Annotated in this window: 19 protein-coding genes; 5 read left to right on the plus strand and 14 right to left on the minus strand. The window is 65.2% G+C overall.

Annotation, left to right across the window (positions count from 1 at the left end):
• Nucleotides 1-69 precede the first annotated feature (69 nt).
• The 11 genes from ribH to KR227_RS00795 all read right to left on the minus strand — a co-directional run bounded on the left by ribH (nucleotide 70) and on the right by KR227_RS00795 (nucleotide 9,994).
• Nucleotides 70-540, minus strand: a complete 471-nt coding sequence (ribH, locus tag KR227_RS00745) for a 6,7-dimethyl-8-ribityllumazine synthase (RefSeq protein ID WP_218363297.1) — start codon at nucleotides 538-540, stop codon at nucleotides 70-72.
• A gap of 4 nt (nucleotides 541-544) precedes the next feature.
• Nucleotides 545-1,822, minus strand: a complete 1,278-nt coding sequence (locus tag KR227_RS00750; protein ID WP_218363298.1) for a bifunctional 3,4-dihydroxy-2-butanone-4-phosphate synthase/GTP cyclohydrolase II — start codon at nucleotides 1,820-1,822, stop codon at nucleotides 545-547.
• Nucleotides 1,815-2,441 (minus strand): riboflavin synthase, encoded by a 627-nt coding sequence (locus tag KR227_RS00755; protein WP_218363299.1) that lies wholly within the window; start codon nucleotides 2,439-2,441, stop codon nucleotides 1,815-1,817. Before KR227_RS00755 ends, KR227_RS00750 begins: the two co-directional genes overlap by 8 nt.
• On the minus strand, nucleotides 2,442-3,470 hold the full coding sequence (gene ribD / locus KR227_RS00760; protein WP_218363300.1) for a bifunctional diaminohydroxyphosphoribosylaminopyrimidine deaminase/5-amino-6-(5-phosphoribosylamino)uracil reductase RibD: 1,029 nt from the start codon (nucleotides 3,468-3,470) through the stop codon (nucleotides 2,442-2,444). It lies immediately after the preceding gene.
• 12 nt (nucleotides 3,471-3,482) lie between these two features.
• Nucleotides 3,483-4,145, minus strand: a complete 663-nt coding sequence (gene rpe / locus KR227_RS00765) for a ribulose-phosphate 3-epimerase (protein ID WP_151528718.1) — start codon at nucleotides 4,143-4,145, stop codon at nucleotides 3,483-3,485.
• 20 nt (nucleotides 4,146-4,165) lie between these two features.
• The gene (locus tag KR227_RS00770; RefSeq protein WP_218363301.1) at nucleotides 4,166-5,752 is read right to left on the minus strand and encodes an RsmB/NOP family class I SAM-dependent RNA methyltransferase; all 1,587 of its coding nucleotides are present in this window, start codon (nucleotides 5,750-5,752) and stop codon (nucleotides 4,166-4,168) included.
• Nucleotides 5,749-6,705: a methionyl-tRNA formyltransferase gene (fmt, locus tag KR227_RS00775; protein WP_218363302.1), complete on the minus strand. Its 957-nt coding sequence runs from the start codon at nucleotides 6,703-6,705 to the stop codon at nucleotides 5,749-5,751. The genes KR227_RS00770 and fmt overlap by 4 nt, the downstream gene beginning before the upstream one ends.
• Nucleotides 6,706-6,791: 86 nt before the next feature.
• On the minus strand, nucleotides 6,792-7,295 hold the full coding sequence (gene def / locus KR227_RS00780) for a peptide deformylase (protein WP_218363303.1): 504 nt from the start codon (nucleotides 7,293-7,295) through the stop codon (nucleotides 6,792-6,794).
• Between the two features lie 252 nt (nucleotides 7,296-7,547).
• Complete coding sequence (locus KR227_RS00785; RefSeq protein ID WP_218363304.1) at nucleotides 7,548-7,853, minus strand: hypothetical protein; 306 nt, start codon at nucleotides 7,851-7,853, stop codon at nucleotides 7,548-7,550.
• A gap of 3 nt (nucleotides 7,854-7,856) precedes the next feature.
• Nucleotides 7,857-9,419 (minus strand): glycerol-3-phosphate dehydrogenase/oxidase, encoded by a 1,563-nt coding sequence (locus KR227_RS00790; protein WP_218363305.1) that lies wholly within the window; start codon nucleotides 9,417-9,419, stop codon nucleotides 7,857-7,859.
• Nucleotides 9,416-9,994 carry a TetR/AcrR family transcriptional regulator gene (locus tag KR227_RS00795; RefSeq protein WP_218363306.1) on the minus strand — a complete coding sequence of 193 codons (579 nt, stop codon included), beginning with the start codon at nucleotides 9,992-9,994 and terminating at the stop codon, nucleotides 9,416-9,418. Before KR227_RS00795 ends, KR227_RS00790 begins: the two co-directional genes overlap by 4 nt.
• Before the next feature lie 228 nt (nucleotides 9,995-10,222).
• Here KR227_RS00795 and KR227_RS00800 point away from each other — a divergent pair, with 228 nt between their 5' ends.
• Complete coding sequence (locus KR227_RS00800; RefSeq protein WP_218363655.1) at nucleotides 10,223-11,809, plus strand: FAD-binding oxidoreductase; 1,587 nt, start codon at nucleotides 10,223-10,225, stop codon at nucleotides 11,807-11,809.
• Entirely contained in the window at nucleotides 11,806-12,729 is a 924-nt protein-coding gene (locus KR227_RS00805) for a diacylglycerol kinase (protein ID WP_218363307.1), read from the plus strand. Before KR227_RS00800 ends, KR227_RS00805 begins: the two co-directional genes overlap by 4 nt.
• Before the next feature lie 145 nt (nucleotides 12,730-12,874).
• On the opposite strand, the gene KR227_RS00810 is transcribed toward KR227_RS00805, so the two are convergent.
• A complete protein-coding gene (locus KR227_RS00810) occupies nucleotides 12,875-14,782 on the minus strand; it encodes a YhgE/Pip family protein (RefSeq protein ID WP_218363308.1) in 1,908 nt (635 codons plus the stop codon).
• Nucleotides 14,783-15,339: 557 nt separating this feature from the next.
• Between KR227_RS00810 and KR227_RS00815 the strand changes: the two genes are divergently transcribed.
• Together KR227_RS00815 and KR227_RS00820 are read left to right on the plus strand one after the other, a co-directional pair.
• Nucleotides 15,340-16,884, plus strand: a complete 1,545-nt coding sequence (locus KR227_RS00815; RefSeq protein ID WP_218363309.1) for a glutamate-cysteine ligase family protein — start codon at nucleotides 15,340-15,342, stop codon at nucleotides 16,882-16,884.
• 82 nt (nucleotides 16,885-16,966) lie between these two features.
• Nucleotides 16,967-17,398: a hypothetical protein gene (locus tag KR227_RS00820; protein WP_370625115.1), complete on the plus strand. Its 432-nt coding sequence runs from the start codon at nucleotides 16,967-16,969 to the stop codon at nucleotides 17,396-17,398.
• Nucleotides 17,399-17,465: 67 nt separating this feature from the next.
• On the opposite strand, the gene KR227_RS00825 is transcribed toward KR227_RS00820, so the two are convergent.
• Both KR227_RS00825 and KR227_RS00830 read right to left on the minus strand, forming a co-directional pair.
• Nucleotides 17,466-17,978: a DUF421 domain-containing protein gene (locus KR227_RS00825; protein ID WP_218363310.1), complete on the minus strand. Its 513-nt coding sequence runs from the start codon at nucleotides 17,976-17,978 to the stop codon at nucleotides 17,466-17,468.
• 57 nt (nucleotides 17,979-18,035) lie between these two features.
• Nucleotides 18,036-18,500, minus strand: a complete 465-nt coding sequence (locus KR227_RS00830) for an ASCH domain-containing protein (protein WP_255549000.1) — start codon at nucleotides 18,498-18,500, stop codon at nucleotides 18,036-18,038.
• Between the two features lie 217 nt (nucleotides 18,501-18,717).
• On the opposite strand from KR227_RS00830, the gene KR227_RS00835 reads away from it, so the two are divergent.
• Nucleotides 18,718-18,858, plus strand: a complete 141-nt coding sequence (locus tag KR227_RS00835; RefSeq protein WP_218363312.1) for a hypothetical protein — start codon at nucleotides 18,718-18,720, stop codon at nucleotides 18,856-18,858.
• Nucleotides 18,859-18,998: the final 140 nt, after the last annotated feature.

Below are 18,998 nucleotides of genomic sequence, written 5' to 3' on the forward strand. Positions count from 1 at the left end.
ACCAAACTTACCTGCCTACATGCTCAAGGGCTAAAAACTCCGGCAGCCGAGCGCGCCGGCCGCCGCCTCTTAGCGACGCAGCCGCGCCAGCGTTGCCGCAGTGTGCAGCGCCGCCACGGTGGCCTCTGCGCCCTTGTCCTCGACAGACTCGGCAAAGCCGGCCCGCTCGCGGGCCTGTTCTACGGTGTGGGTGGTCAGCACCCCATTGCCCACTGGAGTGCGCTCGTCGAGGGCGACGCGGGTAAGTCCCTCGGTGACGGAGTCGCAGACATAGTCGAAGTGCGGGGTTCCGCCCTGGATCACGCAGCCATTGGCGACGACGGCATCGCACTGCTCGGCCAGCGCCTGGGCCACCACGGGCAGCTCGAGGGCGCCCATCACGCGGGCCTCGATCACCCTAGCGCCCAGCTCCTTGGCTTGGGCGATGGCGCGGGCGTGCAGCTGGTCGCAGATCTCCTCATTCCACGTGGCGCTCACAATGCCCACAGTCAGGCCCTCTGCCTTGATATGTGGGGTGCTGGGGAGTCCTTCTTTGGCCATGTTTTTAGCTCCTTTTCGGCTCGGTGCTGGGGTGGGTCGCGTCCCACTGCTCGACCACGGGAAGATCGTGGCCCATGCGGTCGCGCTTGGTACGCAGATAGCGGATATTGTCCTCGTGGGCCTCGACCGGCACGGGGGTGCGTTCGGCAATAGTGAGCCCGTGGCCCTCGATCCCATGCCGCTTGGCTGGGTTATTGCTCAGGAGGTTCAGCGAGCGTATGCCTAAGTCCTTGAGGATCTGCGCCCCGGTGCCGTACTCGCGGGCATCGGCCGGATAGCCGAGGGAGAGATTGGCGTCGACGGTATCTGCTCCCCCATCCTGCAGCTGATAGGCCTTGAGCTTGGCGAGCAGCCCGATACCGCGGCCCTCATGGCCCCGCATATAGAGCACCACGCCGCGGCCTCGTTGCTGCACCATCGCCATCGAGCTATGCAGCTGCTGGCCGCAGTCACAGCGCCGCGAGCCGAAGGCATCGCCGGTGAGGCACTCGGAGTGGATGCGCACCAACACATCCTCACCGCCCTCGCTGGCGGGATCGCCCACCACCAGTGCGACATGCTCGGCCCCATCGACGAGACTGCGGTAGCCGATCGCGCGGAAGGTGCCATAGTCGGTGGGCAGCACGGTGTCGGTGACTCGCTCGACCAGTTGTTCTTTGCGGCGGCGATAGTGGATGAGCTGCTCGATGGAGATCAGGCGCAATCCCTGCTCATCGCAGAAGCGCCGCAACTCTGGGGCCCGGGCCATGTCGGTGGGATCGTCTTCGGAGACCACCTCGCAGAGCACCCCGGCGGGCCGCAGCCCCGCCAGCCGGGCGAGATCCACGGCTGCCTCGGTGTGGCCGGCGCGCACCAACACCCCGCCGGCCCGCGCCCGCAGCGGCACCACGTGGCCGGGACGGGTGAAGTGATCTGGGGTACTGGAGGGATCAGCCAGCCGCCGCACGGTTTCGGCGCGGCAGCTCGCGGAAATACCGGTGGTGCCAGTATTGGCGTCCACGGTCACGGTATAGGCGGTGCCGCGGGCGTCCTCGTTGTGCGCGGTCATCGGCGGCAAACCCAGCCGGTCGCAGTCGGCGGCCGGCAGCGGGGCGCAGATATAGCCGGAGGAATAGCGCACCATAAAGGCCATGAGTTCGGGTGTGGCTTTTTCGGCAGCGAAGATAATATCGCCTTCGTTCTCGCGGGTTTCATCATCCACGACCACCACGGCTTTACCCTCGCGGATATCGCGCAGCGCCTCCTCTACGGAATCTAGGCGCACGCCTGCATGATCAGTCATCCTGTGGGGTGTCCTTTCCCTCGCGGGGCGTGGTGCCGAGAGTCATCTTCTCCACATACTTGGCGATCACATCGACCTCGAGGTTCACCGTGTCCCCAGCCTGGAGCTCGCCGAGGATAGTATCGCGCAGCGTGGTGGGGATCAGCGAGACCTCGAAATACTCCTCCCCCACGGCGCTGACGGTCAGCGAGGTGCCGCTGACGGTGATGGAGCCTTTTTCCACCACATAGCGCGCCAACGGGGCGGGCAGGCTGAAGCGGACAACCTCCCAGCGCTCGCCCGGGGTGCGCGAGAGCAGCGTGGCGACGCCGTCGACATGTCCCTGCACGATATGGCCACCGAATCGACCGCCGGCGGCCATGGCGCGCTCGAGATTCACCGCATCGCCCACCTGGAGCTGTCCGATGCTGGAGCGATCGAGGGTCTCCTGCATGACGTCCACGCTGAAGCTCGTGGCGTTCCACTCCGTAATGGTCAAGCACACTCCGTTGACGGCAATGGAGGCGCCGGCGGTGGCGTCCTCGAGCACGCGCTGGCAGGCGATGCTGAGCCGCGCAGAGTCACTGCCATGGTCGATCGCGGCTACCTGGCCGATTTCTTCGACGAGTCCGGTGAACATTTATTCCTTCCTGGTTGCGAGCAGCCGGTGGGCCTGCGGGGATCGTGCGATAAGTAGTACGTCGTTATCGAGGACTTCGCTTGATTCAAGCACAAAACGACGCTGCTCGGAGATGGTGGTGGCCAGCCCGCCGGTGCTGATTCCGCGGCCGCTGCCGAGCAGCGTGGGGGCGGTATAGGACTCGAGGGCGTCGACGAGCCCCGCCCGCAGCAGCGAGCCGGCCACGGCCGCGCCACCTTCGATGAGCACATCCACGTGCCCGCGCTGCCGGAGGTAGTCCAGCAGCTCCTTGATGCTGGCGCACTGGCGGACGCCGCGGCGGTTCAGGTGGCTCTCGGGTGGCAGGGCGCGCGTGCCGAGCACGATCGCCTCGGGCTGGTGGGGATATTCGTGGCCCTCGGGGGTGCGGGCGCTCAGCCGCGGATTATCGACCCATACCGTGCCGGTGCCCACCACGATGGCATCGCGGCGGGAGCGATCCTCGTGGACTCGGGCGCGGGCGACTGGGCCGGTGATCCACTGGCTGGTTCCATCGGCGGCGGCGCTAAACCCGTCGAGGGTATGCGCTGTTTTCAGCGTGAGATGCGCCCGGCCGAGGCGGGTACTGAGAAGCCAGGGCACGAGTGTGTCGCTGCGCAGCTGCGGATGCTGCACCACTCGCACACCGCGAGCGCGCAATCGCTCGACTCCGCCTGCGGCCACGGGATTGGGGTCGGCGTGAATATAGTGCAGCTCGGCAATACCTGCCTCCAGCAGCGCCTCGACGCAGGGTCCGGTGCGGCCCACGTGGTTGCAAGGTTCGAGAGTGACGAAGGCACAGCCGCCACGAGCAGGCGCGCCCGCAGCGCGCAGGGCCTGGATTTCAGCATGGTCCCCGCCAGGCGGCTGCGTGGCGCCCTCGCCCAGAATGCGGCGCTGGGTGGCATCGGTGATCACACACCCCACCGCTGGGTTGGGTGCGGTCGTGCCGGCCACTGCACGGGAGAGCTCGATGGCGCGGCGCAGCAGCGCCGCCGGGTCTGGCTGCATCGGCGCGGTGGTTTAGCGGGCGCCAGCGGCCAGCTCGCGGAGCCGATCCACCTCTGCTCCGGGATCCTCCGCGCCAAAGACAGCGGAGCCGGCCACGAAGGCATCGCAGCCTGCGGCCGCGGCCTGCTCGATGGTGCCGGCGCCGATACCGCCATCGATCTCGATGAGAGTGGATAAACCGCGGGAGTCGATCTCCGCCCGCAGGGCGCGCACCTTCTCCAGCTGCTCCGGCATGAAGGACTGGCCGCCGAAGCCGGGCTCCACGCTCATCACCAGCACGAGATCGAAGTGCTCGAGCTCGCTGAGCAGCGGTTCAATGGGAGTGCCAGGCCGCAGGGAGAATCCAGCCTTGACCCCGTGGGCCCGAATCTGGCGGGCCACGGCCACGGGATCGTCCACTGCCTCGACGTGGAAAATAATGCAGTCGGCGCCGGCCTTGACGTAGGTGTCGATCCAGGCCTCGGGGCGCTCGATCATCAAGTGCACATCGAGGTGGGTATCGGTGTGATCGTTGACATTGGCGGTCACACCGGGACCGAAGGAGAGGTTGGGCACGAAGTGGCCATCCATGATGTCCACGTGCAGCCAATCGGCGTTGGCCACGCGATCAATCTCCGCACCGAGGGCGGTGAAATCGGCGGCAAGAATCGAGGGGGCGATGATCGGGGTACTCATGCCTCGATCATACGACACGCTTAGGACACACTCTTTTTGCGCAGCACCGCGCAGAACATCGCGTCGGTGCCATGACGGTGCGGCCACATGTGTGCCGAGAGGTACTCGCCCACCTGCTCCATGGGCGCCAGCAGGGGCCGTACATCCAGCTCTTCCAGCTCCGGGTGCTCCCGCAGCGTCTTATCCACGATCTCTCGGGTTTCGCGCAGATCCGGAGAGCAGGTGGAATAGAGGATCACTCCCCCATCCCGGACCAAGTGAGCGGCAGAATCCAGCAGCTCCGATTGCAGGGCGGTGAGCTCGGCGATATCGCTCTCCGATTTGGTCCAGCGGGCTTCGGGGCGGCGTCGTAAAGAGCCCAGCCCGGAGCAGGGGGCGTCGACGAGGATGCGGTCATAGCCAGAGCGTAGCCCCGGGGAGCGGCCATCGGCTTCATGGACAGTGACCGGCAGCCCCTCGGTGGCGGTGCGCACCAGCTTCGCGCGGTGCGGGGTCGGCTCCACCGCGTCCACGGCGGCGCCATCGATACCGGCAATCGCGGCAATCAGGGCCGCCTTGCCGCCGGGGCCGGCGCACAGATCCAGCCAGCGACCGCTATCCTCGCCCAGCAGCGGGGCCTCGGTAAGGGCGCGGCCAATGAGCTGGCTGCCCTCGTCCTGCACGGCGGCCAGCTTCTCCTGCACCGGCGGGCACTCGGCCGGGTCACCCCCGGGCAGGTAGACGGCATAAGGGCTATAGGCGCCCTCCTCGCCGCCGCTGATCAAGGCCAATTCCTCAGCACTCATCAGCCCCGGCTTGGCCACCAGGTGCACGGTGGGCCGCTCCGAGTTGGCCGCCAAGGCCTCCTCGAGTTCCGTGGCTTGGCCCTCGGCATCCAGCCCCAGCGCCGCCGCAAAGGAGCGAGCGATCCACGTGGGGTGCTGGGCGCGGAAGGCGGTGCGGGCGATACCCATGTTCGGCCCGGCATCATCCAGCCACTGCTCGAGACTGGAGCGGCTGATGGTGCGCAGGGTGCCGTTGATGAAACCGGTGGCGCGCTCATGGCCCAAGCCGCGGGCCATGCGCACCGAGGTATCGATCGCCGCATGGGGTTCCACGCGGGTATAAAGCAGCTGATAGGTGCCCAATTCCAGGACGGCGAGCAATTCGGGGGTGATGTCTTTGAGCGGCCGTGCAGCGGCGCGGGAGACGATAGCGTCCAGCACACCGCGGGCCCGGAGGCTGCCATAGGCCAGCTCGGTGGCAAAGGCGGCGTCGCGGCCGGAGAGCTTCTGCTCGCGCAGCAGGTTCGGCAGCAGCAGATTGGCATAGGCCTGATCGCGGCGCACCGCCATGAGTGTCTGCAGCGCCACGATGCGCGCCAGATCCACCTCATTGTCCCGCAGGCTCTTCACCTGCTGGCGGGGACTAAGCCCGCCAGATGTCTGCTGGCCGCCGCGGCGGCGCTGGTGCTCACGCCCGCGCCCGGCATCGCGGGAGTGCGAGATCACTGAGCCGCGCTCACGGCGCTCGCCCCGACCGCCCCGCTGCTCGCCGCGGTCAGCACCCCGCTTCGTCGAACGCGACCCTTTCTTCGCACGGGAACGGAATCCACCACTGTTACTCATCGCCACTGCATCCCTTCTGCGTCTGCTGCCTGCACCCCGCGCGCCCACGCGGTGGCCTCCATCATTTTCTTGCCCGGTAGCTGCACTTTCTCCACCACTAGCGGCGTGGTGCCGGTGCCGAGGAATACGGCCTTTTTGCTCAGCTCTACCGCCCCCGGCGCCAGAGTGGGCGCAGCATCGGATTCCTCGGCGATACGGGCAGCACCAATCTTGACTCGCTTCTCGGCCGCATCGAGCACCCAGGCACCCGGCGCCGGGGTGAAGGCGCGAATGGCGCGGTCGACGGCGATCGCCGGCTGGCTGAGATCCAGCTTGGCGTCCTGGGTGCTGATCTTCGGCGCATAGCTCGGCTCGCCCTGCTGGGCCCGCGCCTCGATAGCGCCGGACTCCAGGCCATCCATGGTGGCGACGAGCAGCTCCGCCCCGGCATAGGCGAGGGTGGTGAGCAGATCATCGGCATTATCGCGCGGGCCGATGCGCTGAGTGAGGGTGCCGAGCACCGGGCCGGTATCCAAGCCTTCTTCAATACGGAAAGTGGAGGCGCCGGTGATGTCGTCACCGTGCAGAATCGCGGATTGCACCGGGGCCGCGCCACGCCAGGCCGGCAACACCGAAAAGTGCAGATTCACCCAGCCGTGCGGGGCCGACTCGAGCATATCGGCGGGGATGAGCTGGCCATAGGCCACCACCGGAATACAATCCGGTGCCAGCTCAGCGAGGCGCTGGCGCACAGCCGCACCATCCTCACTATCGGACTTCAACGTGGCGGGTTTGAGCACCTCGATGCCGCGTTTTTCGGCGAGGGCCGCAACGGGCGAGGGGCTGAGTTTCTTGCCGCGACCGCGCCGGGCGTCCGGCTGAGTGATCACGGCAACGACCTCGTGGTCGGAGTCAAGCAGCCTGCTGAGGGCCACGACGGCGGGTTCGGGGGTGCCGGCAAATACTAGGCGCATGGGGTGAGGGGATGTCCTTTGACAAGCTCGCGAAGATGGGCAGTGATGCGTCGATAAGCATAGTGCAGCGGGAAACGATGCCGCTGCTAGAACCACTCGGAGGCGCGGATCTCGGCCATGGCCTCCTTGCGCAGCGCGGGGCTGAGGCGGGAGAGGAAGAGCACGCCGTCGAGGTGATCGGTTTCGTGCTGCACACAGCGTGCGAGCAGCCCCGTGGCCTCGAAGCTGATCTCCTTACCCTCGAGATCCTGCCCGGTGCAGCGGATACGGGCGGCGCGCTCGACGTCCTTATGCACCCCCGGAATGGAGAGGCAGCCTTCATTACCTAATTCGGTGTCCTCATCGAGGGCCTCCCACTGCGGATTAATGACGACCCCGCGGGCGCCCTCCGTCTCGTGGGAGCAATCGTAGACAAAGATGCGCTGCAGAATCCCCACCTGATTCGCCGCCAAGCCCACCCCGTGGTGTTCCTCCATGGTCTCGAGCATGTCCTCGGCCAGGGTGCGCAGCGCGCTATCGAAGGTGGTGATCTCATCGGCGCGACTGCGCAGCACGGGATCGCCGAATAAACGAACCTCTCGAATGGTCATGGTGGCAGAGTCTCCTTGGACGTTCACGGGGATAGATCAGAATTAACTCCCCCACTATAAGCACCGCGCCACTCGCAGCGGGCATAGTGCGCGGGGCTCGCACGCTTATCGACGCCGCCCTGGTTCCAGCAGCCATCCGCCGCGCCGGGCGCAGACGCCGCTGCCGCCGACAACGCCACGCGGCCCGCCCCAGCTTTCTCGCAGGGAGAGCGGGACGGGCCGTGGTGTCTCGACCGTATATATAAGGTGCGGCTAGCAGCTGTGCGCGAGCTGTTCGCCCTGGGCGGGTGTGATGGCGGCGATGGCGGAGGCGGCCGCGATGCCGCTGGTGCGCTCGAAGTGCACCGGCTCGGGCACCCCCGCCGCCTGGGCTGCGGCCGCAAGGCCCGCAGAGCGCGGGGTGGGCTGATGCGCCGCCGCCTTCTTCGTAGAGTGGGAGCGGGCAATCGCCAGCTGGATGGCCTTGGCCACCAGCCCGGGCTTATTCACCTGGGCCCAGGAGAGCAAGCGGGCGATGCCGTGGGTGCTCAGGCGGGTCACGCGTTGAGACAGGGTCATGGTTTAGTCCTTTTCTTGTCCTGCATGCACTGCCTCAACAATGCTGCTCACTTCTTCATAGGCTGCCTCGCGGTCACGTTCCACGAGGCCGATGCGGGTGCGGCGGTCGAGGATATCCTCCACCGTTAGCGCCCCTTCGTGGGTGAGGGCGAAGGCGATCTCGGCGCGGGTGATATCCAGCCCGGCCACCCGGTCCAGCGGGCGCTCGATCGGGGCCGCCGCCACCACCGTGGGGGCCTCATAGCCATAGCGCTCCACCAGCGAGGCGGGCAGGCCCTCCAGCTCGGCCGCGGTGACCCGCAGCATATCGGGATGGGTGGGAGCGCCCACATAGGGCAGGGTGTGGGTGCGGCAGGGGCCGGCACGCAGGCCCTTGCGGCGCAGGATCTCATCGATGGCTTCCTCGGCCATGAGGCGGAACTCAGTGTATTTGCCGCCGACGATCGAGATCAGCCCGGTGGGGGCCTCGATGGTGCTGTGGCGGCGGGAGAGATCCGCGGTGTTGCCATCCCCGCCGGCGTCGATGAGTGGGCGCAGCCCAGTGAAGGCGCCGATGACGTCCTCGCGGGTGAGCGCGGTACCCAGGCCGCGGTTGATGGCGTGGAGAATGAACTCGATATCCTCCTCCGGGGTGGGCGGCACATCTGGAATCGGACCGGGGGTGTCCTCGTCGGTCAGGCCAATGTAGACGCGGCCGAATTGTTGCGGCAGCAGGAACACGTAGCGAGAGATGGACCCAGGCAGCGGCACGGTGAGCGCGCCGGTGGGGTTGCCGAGGGTGGCAGCGTCCACCACGATGTGGGTGCCGCGGGAAGGGCGGATGGTGATCTCCGGATCCACTGCCCCAGCCCATACCCCGGTGGCATTGACCACCGCGCGGGCGGAGATGCTGAACTCGGAGCGATCGAGCACATCGCGCACGGTCACTCCGGTGCCGTGGGCCTGCACCACCTCGGCCTGGGTGATAATGCGCGCGCCTTCGCCGGCGGCGGTGCGGGCTACGGCGGTGACGATGCGGGCGTCATCGATCATCTGCCCGTCATAGTTCACCCACGAGCCGCGGAGTTTCTCCTGCGATGCGGTGGGACACAGCTTGAGGGTTTCTTTCTTGGAGGCGTAGCGGGAGCGCGGCAGCACCGCGGAGCTGGTGCCGGCCGCGATGCGCAGCATATCGCCGGCGATAAAGCCCAGGCGCATGGCCGCCTTTTGTACCAGGTTGGTGTCTGCGCCCAGCAGGGCCACCTGCGGCAGTGCCCGCACCAGGTGCGGGGCGTTGTGCTCCATGAGCAGGCCGCGCTCCTTGGCGGAGTGCAGCGCAATGCCGATCTCGAACTTGGCCAGATAGCGCAGGCCCCCGTGGGCCAGCTTGGAGGACCAGCGGGATGTGCCGAAACCGAGGTCGCGCCGCTCGAGCAGCACGGTGTTCAGGCCGCGGGTGGCGGCATCGAGCGCGATACCGGCGCCGGTGATGCCACCGCCGATAACCACGAGATCAATATCTGCGGGGTTGTCCTCGAGATAGGCAATATCCTCCGCACGACGAGCTGCGTTTAAGGCAGTGTTCATGGCAGTACGTACCCTTCTAGGATGATTCTCAATTCTTGGTCCCAGGTGCTGCTGGGCTGGTGCGCGCGAAGAATCGGCGCGAAGATGCGGGAGCTTAATGCGGAGTGCTGCAGAATCGAGCAGCACATGGTGGCTAGGGCGTGCGCATTGCGCTGGCAGATGGTCTCGGGCGCCTGCTGCTGCACGCGCTCGATCACCTGCTCGAGGATGGCGATGATCCTGATCTGTGACTCGCCGAGCCGCCGGAAGAAGTAGGTTCCCAGCAGCTCGGGCTGCTCCTCCACGATGATGGTGATCACGGGGTGCACGGCCACCATGCGGGCCGCATCCAGCAAGGCCTCCACCATCTGCGGGCCGGTGGCGGGCTGCCGCTGCAGCGACATCGTGACCTCGATCAATTCGTGGGTGAGCAGCTTGCTGATCACAGCGTCCTTGCCGGAGAAGCGCGCATAGAGCGTGGGGCGCGAAATCTTGGCCCCGCGGGCCACTGCGGACATGGTGGTACCGCGAATGCCCGCCTCGAGCACGAGCTCGCGGGCGGCCTGCATAATCGCTTGGTCAATATCGATCCCCATGGCTTCATTCTCGCCGACGCAGCTACGGGGGTGTCAACAACTCCCGCTTTACATCTTTTAGCCGCTCACCTCCGGCCAGCCCATCGCCGCAGTTCAGGCGGCCTCCCTGCATGCAGGGGTGAACTTTACACACCCCGCTCTACGACGCCTTTTGGCTGCTACACCCTCTTTCGGGCCCCCGAACGCGCTTGTAGCGTGAGCGATATGAACACTCTGCCCACTCCCCCCATGTCCTTTTCCATCTGGGGTACTGAACAGGAAGCCAAGCCTCTCAGCGCGAACCTGCAGTCGCTGGTGAGCAAGGTTGTCGGTTCCACCACTCCCCGACCAGCCCCCGCCCAGCCGGATGTGAAGATCACCGAGTCCGCGCTGAGCGAGGCCCAGATCGAGCAGCTGGCCGCGATCGTCGGCGCCGGCTATGTCACCCAGGATCGCGAGCAGCGCATCCCGCGGGCCCGCGGCAAGTCCTACTTTGACCTCCTCGATTGGCGCGAGGATGCCGTGATCGATGTCCCCGATGCCGTGATCGCTCCGGCCAGCAACGACGAGGTGCTGGCGATCCTGCAGTGGTGCACGAACGAGCGCGTGGCCGTGGTTCCCTTCGGCGGCGGCACCTCCGTGGTCGGCGGCGTCTCTCCGCTGCGCGGTGACTTCGATGCCGTGCTCAGCCTCGATCTGGCGCGCTTCGACGCCATCGAGGATGTGGATCCCATCAGCGGCGAGGCCACCCTGGGCGCGGGCATGTCCGGCCCCCACGCCGAGATCGCCCTAGCCGAGCATGGCCTGCAGCTCGGACACTTCCCGCAGTCCTTCCCCTACGCCACCATTGGCGGTTTCGCCGCCACCCGCTCCTCGGGGCAAAACTCTGCCGGCTATGGCCGCTTCGATGAGATGGTGGCCTCGATGGAGGTCGTCACCCCCACCGGCATCACCACCGTCGGTGATGCGGCCCCGGCCTCGGCCGCCGGCCCGGACATCAAGGAGATCTTCCTCGGCTCCGAGGGCGCCTTCGGCGTGATCACCAAGGTGCGGCTGAAGGTGCACCCCATCCCCGAGACCAAGGCGTACGAGGCCTTCGTCTTCGATGACTTCGCCCACGGCGTCGCCGGGGTGCGCGCGGTGGAACAACAGGGCACCGGCCCCACCGTGATTCGCCTCTCCGATGAGATCGAATCCGCCACCAACCTCACCTCCACCGACGCGATCGGCGAGTCCGATGCCGCCGCCCCGCACGGCTGCCTGTGCCTGACCATGTACGAGGGCACCCGCGAGCATGTGGCCTCCCGCCATGAGGAGACCCGCAACCTCTTGCTATCGATGGGTGCTACCTCCGTCGGAGAAGCCCCCGTGCGCAAGTGGGAGAAGGGCCGCTTTGGCGCGCCTGTGCTGCGTGATGCCCTGCTCGATGCCGGCGTGCTCTGCGAAACCTTCGAAACGGCCACCACGTGGAGCAATGTGCCGGCCCTGAAGAAGGCCGTCACGGCCGCTGTCACCGCCTCCCTCGGCGATGGCGATTCAGTGGCGCTTGTGCTCTGCCACGTCTCCCACGTCTACGCCAATGGCTGCTCGCTGTATTTCACCATCCTTGGTGCACAGAACGATCAGCCGCTCCAACAGTGGGGCACCGCCAAGCGCGCAATCCTGCAGGCCATCACCGATCATGGCGGCACCATCACCCACCACCATGCGGTGGGCAAGGATCACGCGGGCTTCATGGACAAGGAAGTCGGCGAGATGGGCCTTGGCGTGCTGCGCGCGATCAAGAGCCACCTCGATCCGGCCGGCATCTTAAACCCAGGAAAGCTGCTGCCATGAATGAGATCGCGATCTACCAACGAGAGATTTCCCGGGTAGCGCTCCTAACCAATCCTGCCGCCGGCAAGGGCGTGGCAAAGGCGAAAAGCGCCATCGCGGAGCGTCGCTTCAACGAGCTCGGCATCGATGTGGTGAGCATCTCGGGCGCTACTCCCGCCGCCTCGGCCGAGCTGGCCCAGGAGGCCGTGGCCTCTGGGGTGGATGCGCTGGTGGTCTGCGGCGGCGATGGGCTGATCAATCTCGCCCTGCAGGCCCAGGCGACCACCGATGTGCCGCTGGGTATCATTCCAGCGGGCACGGGTAATGATCACGCCCGCGAATACGGGCTGCCGCTGGACCCGGAGAAAGCCGCCGAGCTCATCGCCCGCGGGGTGTGCCTGCGCACCGATCTCGGCGTGATGCGCACCGATAGCGGCCGCGAGCGCTTCTTTGGCACCTGCGTGACCCAAGGCTTCGACTCGATCGTCACCGAGCGCACCAATACCATCTCCTGGCCCAAGGGCTCGGCCCGCTATGTGGTTGCGATTCTGCTCGAATTCCTCCACTTCCATTCCATTCCGTCGAAGATCTACCTCGACGGCACGCTGGAGATCGACGAGCCGATCACTCTTGCCGCCGTGGGCAATACCCGCTCCTATGGCGGCGGCATGAAGATCTGCCCCGATGCCCTCCACAGCGATGGCCTGCTGGATCTCACGGTATTGGGAAGGATGAACCGCTACAACGTGGCGAAGAAGTTCCCGCGCATCTACACCGGCAATATCCGCAGCGTCGAGGGCGTGCACCAGTATCGTGCGGAGGAGATCCGCATCGAGATGCCGAATATGCCTGTCTACGCCGATGGCGACCGCTTCGATTTGCTGCCCATCACCTACTCGGTTGCCCGCAACGCCGGCTTCTACCTCATCCCCACCCCTTAAACACCGATTCACCCCTCCCCGTGGTTGCACAGGGAGGGGTGTTTTTTACGCTTATCGACGCCTTCTCGCAGGCCACACACCCCTGCTGCTATAGCGAAGACACATCCGCCCCGTAGCCGATGCTACGGGGCGTCTGGGTACCGCTTTAGCGGGCGTCGACAAGCTCGGGCTCTGTATCCTCCTCGACCTCCATCACGGCCGGGCGCTGCCGGTAGCGGAGGATGAGAACGGAGATGATCAGGCAGAGCACCGTCATGACCAGCAGCAGGAACGCGGCGCTGAGATACATCGCCCCCGTATCGCCTTCCACGCCACCGATGAAGAGGTTGCGCGCATAGGTCATGGGGTGAATATCGTGCAGCAGGCGCAGCGGCTTCGGCGTGAGCTGAATGGGCCAGACGCCACCGAAGCTGAAGACGCCGTAGGCGAAGAATCCGAGCGCCAAGGTGCCACCGATGAGCCGGCCGAAGGCGATGCGCAGCAGCTGGAAGAATGCGGTGCCATTGACAGCGAGGATCACCAGACCGAGGGCGAAGGCGGCGCGGTGCTGCACGCTAAAGCCGAGCAGCGTGCCCAACCAGGTGAGCAGGAAGAGCAGCGCAGTATTCGCCGCCGCGACCAGTCCGAAGCCACTGAGCACCTGCCAGAGCGGGCGGCGCTCCGAATGGCGGCCCAGAATATGCGGGGCGAGCATACTCACCAGCACCATCATGAGGATGCCGAAGACCAAGATGAGGATGAAGGTCACGCCACCGGAGAGCTGCTTGGAGGTGGGATCGTTGAGGTCCTGCAGCTCCTGGACGGGGTTGCGGTAGTCCTGGGAGTACACCACGGGCACCGCCATCTGCTGCGAGGAGGCCGCGATATTGCTGATCGTAGGCGCCTGTGCGGCGCCATCGACCAGGCCGGTGCGCAGCTGGCCGGTGCCGTCTTTGAGCTGGCGGACGCCGTCGTCAAGCTGATAGGTGCCATCGAGCATCTGCCCCATGCCATCGTCGAGCTCCACCGAGCCGGAGCGCAGTTGCCCCGTGCCGTCCTTGAGTTGCAGCACACCGGAAAGATACGGGGCCTGGGGATTATTCAGGTTATAGCTCATCTCCGCCGTGCCGTTTTTCAGCAGCTGCAGCTGATTGGCGAGCCCCTCGGGGTTGTTATTGTCCAGCCCGGCGACGATCTCCTCGAGCTTCGCGGCCTCCTTGTGCAGCTGCACGGTATGCAGCACCGAGATCATGGGCCGTAGCTGCTCGGCGGCCGCACCGGCCTGGCGTGCCAGCGGGATGAGCTTATCGGTCAGCTGGCCCACGCCGGCATCAATCTGGGCCGCACCAGCGCCGAGCTGGCCCGTGCCATCGAGCAGCTGGGCCATGCCATCATCGAGTTGGGCGGCGCCATCGCGCACCTGGGCGGTGCCGTCCTTGAGCTGATGGGCGCCATCGATACCCTGCTCGGTGCCATCTTTGAGCATGGCGGCACCATCATCGAGCTGCACCGCGCCATCGGCGGCCTCATTGAGGCCATCGCCGAGCTGGTTCATGCCCGCGAGGATCTCGCTGGAATAGCCCTCGGTGATGCCGGCCTGGATACCGGCTTGGATGCCGGGGATCAGCCCCGCGGTCAGCAGCGGCGTATTGGTGCCGTAGTGATCGTTATAGGAGATCACCACCTCGGCCTGGTGGGGTTGATCATCAATCACCGTGGCCACCTGTTTCGAGAAATCACGCGGAATGGAGATGGTGGCCACATAGACGCTTTCTTTCATCCCCGTGCTGGCCGCCTCTGCCGAGATCGAATCCACATTGAGGTAGCTGGTCTCCACCAGCCCCTTTTCAATGTCGTCGCCAAAGTTCACCTGCTGCCCATCCTGAGTGGTGCCTTCGTCCTCATTGACTAGGGCGATCTGCACGTCATCGAGGAAGTGCGAGGGATCCCACATGGACCACATCCATGCGGCTGCCACCAAAAGCGGTGCAACAAGCACCAACACAATGGCAGAGCGGATGGCAACACGGCGCTTCCGGCCGTAGAGCGGGGGTGTGATTCGCCTAGTTTTCATGATGTATGTCTCGCCTCTACAACTCGCAGTGGACGGTGATACGGCGCGATACCCACCGCCTTAGGAGATCAGCAGGTGTATGCACCGTTGTTTTTTCGACACACTCCCCCTCACAATGCGGGTAGCCGGCGGGCCGACCCTATCCCGTGTTGAGAACCGAAGACGCCCATCAACTATCGGCGCATCTTCGCACGTCAAGCGTGGGAGCGGTGTCTTAGACCTGAGAGTATTAACCACAATGAGCGCTGAATAGGCGTTCTTTACAGCTTTATGCAGATACGTACATAGCGTGGGGTAGCCCGATCATCACTGCAGGTCACAGAAGAATCCGCAGCGTAGAGCCCGATATATCGTCACCCCCGTACCCTTTACAGGTGACAGAGCTAACCAGTACCCACATTGTGGGGGAAACGCCACATTTTCTGAGTGAACCTGCTAATCGCTCCACCGAGCGGTGCCCTAGGGCTGTGGGGCTGCTGGGGCCAGAGAAGCGTCGATAAGCGGCGGCGGCGCAGCTGGCCGATAGATTCAAAAAACTATAACTATGATGGGGCAGCATGGGTGATGCAGTAAGTAATGAGACCTACACGCCGCGACAGCGCACGCGCTATCGCCAACGCCTCATGGATGATCTGGAGGTGTTTGACCGCCACCTCCAAGACGCGGAGTTCATCAACGAAGGCACCATCGGGCTGGAGCTCGAGCTCAACCTCGTCGATGAGAAGATGCAGCCGACGCTGTGCAATGACGCGGTGCTCGCCGAGCTCTCCGATGAGTACCAGTCCGAGATCGGGGCCTATAACGTCGAGCTGAATCATCCGCCGCTGTCCATCGCGGGCACGGGGCTGCAGCAGCTGGCCGATGGGCTCACTGAGCGGCTCGAAACCGTGCGTAAGGCCGCGGCCACCGCCGGCGCAGAGGTGGCGATGGTCGGCACCCTGCCGAGCGTGAGCACCGATTTTCTGCGCGGGCCTTCCTGGATGACCCCCGAGAATCGCTATAAGGCGCTGTCCAATAGCATCGTGGAATCCCGCGGCGAGCTCGTCCGCATCGAGCTGGAGCGCCAAGAGTCCTATAACGAGGAATTCGAGGACATCGCCCCCGAATCCACCTGCACCTCCATCCAGCTGCATCTGCAGGTGGCGCCGGATCGCTTTGCCGATGCCTGGAATGCCTCCCAAGCCATTGCCGGGGTGCAGACCGCGCTCAGCGCCAACTCCCCGCTTTTCGCGGGCCACAAGCTCTGGCACGAGTCCCGTATCCCCGTGTTTGAGCAGTCCATCGACACCCGCACCCCGGAGCTGATTCATCAGGGTGTGCGCCCCCGTGTCTGGTTTGGCGAACGCTGGATTACCAGCGCCTTCGACCTCTTCGAGGAGAATGTGCGCTACTTTTCACCGCTGCTGCCCGAGGACCGCCTCGAGGCCGGCACCCCCGTGGTGACCGATGGCAAACCCGGGCTGCACTACCTGAGCATGCAAAATGGCACCATTTGGCGCTGGAACAGGCCCATCTACGATCCCAATACCGAGCTGGCACACATCCGCGTGGAAAACCGCCTCTTGCCGGCCGGGCCCACGGTGGCCGATATCGTGGCCGATGCCGCCTTCTACTACGGCATGGTGAAGTTCCTCGCCGATCAGACCCGCCCCGTGTGGTCGCGCCTGACCTTCGAGGATGCCGAACGCAACTTCTTCGCCGGCGCCCGCAATGGCCTCCACGCCAACATGACCTGGCCCACCCTCGGCACCATCCACGTCTCCGAGCTAGTCACCGAGCATCTGCTCCCCCAGGCCGAACAGGGTCTGAAGAACCTGCACGTCGACCCCGCACTGATCGACCGCTACCTCGGCATTATCGAAGGGCGCGCCCGCACCCGCCAGAATGGTGCCACGTGGCAGCTGGCCGCCCTCGACGATGCAGCCGCGACCATCATGGCCGAGGGCACACGCTCGCGCACCGCCGTCGAGACGCATAGCGACTCCCTCAACACCCCGGATTCGCCGGTGCGGCGTGCGGCCATCACCCAGATGCTCAAGGCCTATCTCCGCAACCAGAAATCCGGGGAGCCGGTGCACACCTGGTCCACCAGCACCTCCTAGGTGGTGGTGTGGTGACTCGCGGTGGCTCGCGGGCGGCATCATGTCGCTGAACGCGGACATGCACGGCCTAGACTAGGTAGACGTGAGCTGTTTTAAGAATCTCCCGTGCCGCTGTTCCTCCGACTCCATGCCGAACTCGCCGCTGCGTTCTGGCGTGTGGGCGAGCGTGTTTGGTCTCGCCGGAACCCTGCACTTTGTGCACCCGCACAACTTCGATGCCATCGTGCCTGAAGCTGTGCCTGGCACCAAGCGCCAGTGGACCTACGCCAGCGGCGTCGCCGAGTTGGCACTCGCCGGCGCTATTGCCGCCACCACTCTCGCACCCAGCCTGCGCCCCTATCAGAACAAGCTGGTGGCTCCGGCCGCTGCTGTATTCCTGGCAGCGGTGTGGCCGGCGAATATGAAGATGGCCTGGGACTGGCGGAATAAAAAGCCGCTGCTCAAAGCACTCGCCTTCGCCCGCGTGCCCGCCCAGATCCCCATGATCAACTCCGTGCGCAAGCTCGGCGCCTGAGTCGCTTAGCGACGCTTAGTGGCACTTAAAGGCACCAGTGGGTGCCGCTGAACGCCGTGACGCGCTGCTATTTCCACGCATCCATGGCGGTGAGCGCCTCACCAGAGCCCACAGCATCGGTGGTGATCACGGAGATCGTGCCATCGGTTTCCACGATCATCGCCGCGATCTGGCTGAGATCACCGCGGCCAGCCGAGCGCGCCGCCTGGTAGATATCGGCCGTGCCCACACGCGCCTTCTTCATGCCCGCATCGAGCATCACCCCGTCGCGCACCACCACAATCGCGTCGGCGGTGACGATCTCGCGCAGCGCCGTGGAGTGACGGATGACTTTGGCCACGACGTATTGCAGCGTAAGCAAAATGGCGATAGCCACAATGCCGGTGGCGTAGCTGAGATCCTTCGTCACCATCGCAGTCGAGAGGATCGAGCCGATGGCCACGGTCACAAGGAAGTCAAAGGCGTTGAGCTTCGCCAGCGAGCGCGCCCCTGCTATGCGCAGGAAAAACAGCAAGGTGACATAGCTGGCCGTGCCCACGGCGAGCGCTCGGATAATGGGAAACCACGAATCAAACCACATAGCTGCCAGTGTGCCCGACGAGCGCCGGCTAAGCGAGATCACCCCCGTTATGCGCCGCTAGATGAGAACGTCCTCTGGGTCGATCACCTCGAAACGCAGCAGCACTACCGGGGTGTGCGCGTCAAGCGATACTCCCGCAGCCCCTAGGTCTGCGCGGAATTCCTCCGATTCCCAGAACTCGCGGTGGGCGTGCTCCCACTCGGCCACACTGTCATAGCCCTCCCCTTCATCGCGGCAGTGCTGCAGATCCACCTGGTGCAGCGGCACTACCCGTACCGAGGTGGTACGGGTGACACACACCGGCTCATCCGCGCTATCAACTACCAGCTCATAGCCGCCGAGCAACTGCAGCGGATCTATGCCCTCGTGCTCGTACTCCACCACAAGGCCCGTGGTGGTCGTTTTCCGGCCATCCATAATCGCCGCCACCAACTGATCTCTCAGAGGGCCGGGAAAGGCATACTCCCCCACCGGAATACGCCCGCGCAGCGCCTGAAGCGCGGTGCTGTTCTGAGTGACCATGTACGCCATTCTGGCATGAGCCGCTCGATGTCGTGAGCGAGCAGGCGCCGGGCCGGCTGGGGCGCACGTAGTGGTGGCCACGCTAGAATCGCACTCGGCTCCGTCCTCTCACGGGGACGGCTTCTTTCGTCGCTGCGCGGTGTACCCGCGCGCGATCGTGAGTACCTCGCGCAGCACTGCTTGGCGAGAGGATCACAGCGAGAGAAAGGAGGTGCTATTGGCTTCAACGCCTGAACGCACGCCCGGTCGAGACGAAGAAAACCCCGGTGCCAGCCGGTCTAAGAAACTGACGCTGGCTACCGAGGTTCTACGCTTCTTGACCGCTATCGTGAAGCTCGCCGTGGCGATCTTCACCTAGGGTCATGTACCCGGCACCCTCACAGTGCTGCAACACCGTGGGGGTGTTTTTTAGTTCCAGCAGGGCGGTGGTACGTGCTCTGCTGTTAGCTCCGAGTATAAGACCCGTCCTCCCAGCGCCGCAACGGCGGGGTTCACCCC

The organism is Corynebacterium sp. TAE3-ERU30 (assembly GCF_019209925.1).
GTDB classification, from domain to species: domain Bacteria; phylum Actinomycetota; class Actinomycetes; order Mycobacteriales; family Mycobacteriaceae; genus Corynebacterium; species Corynebacterium megadyptis.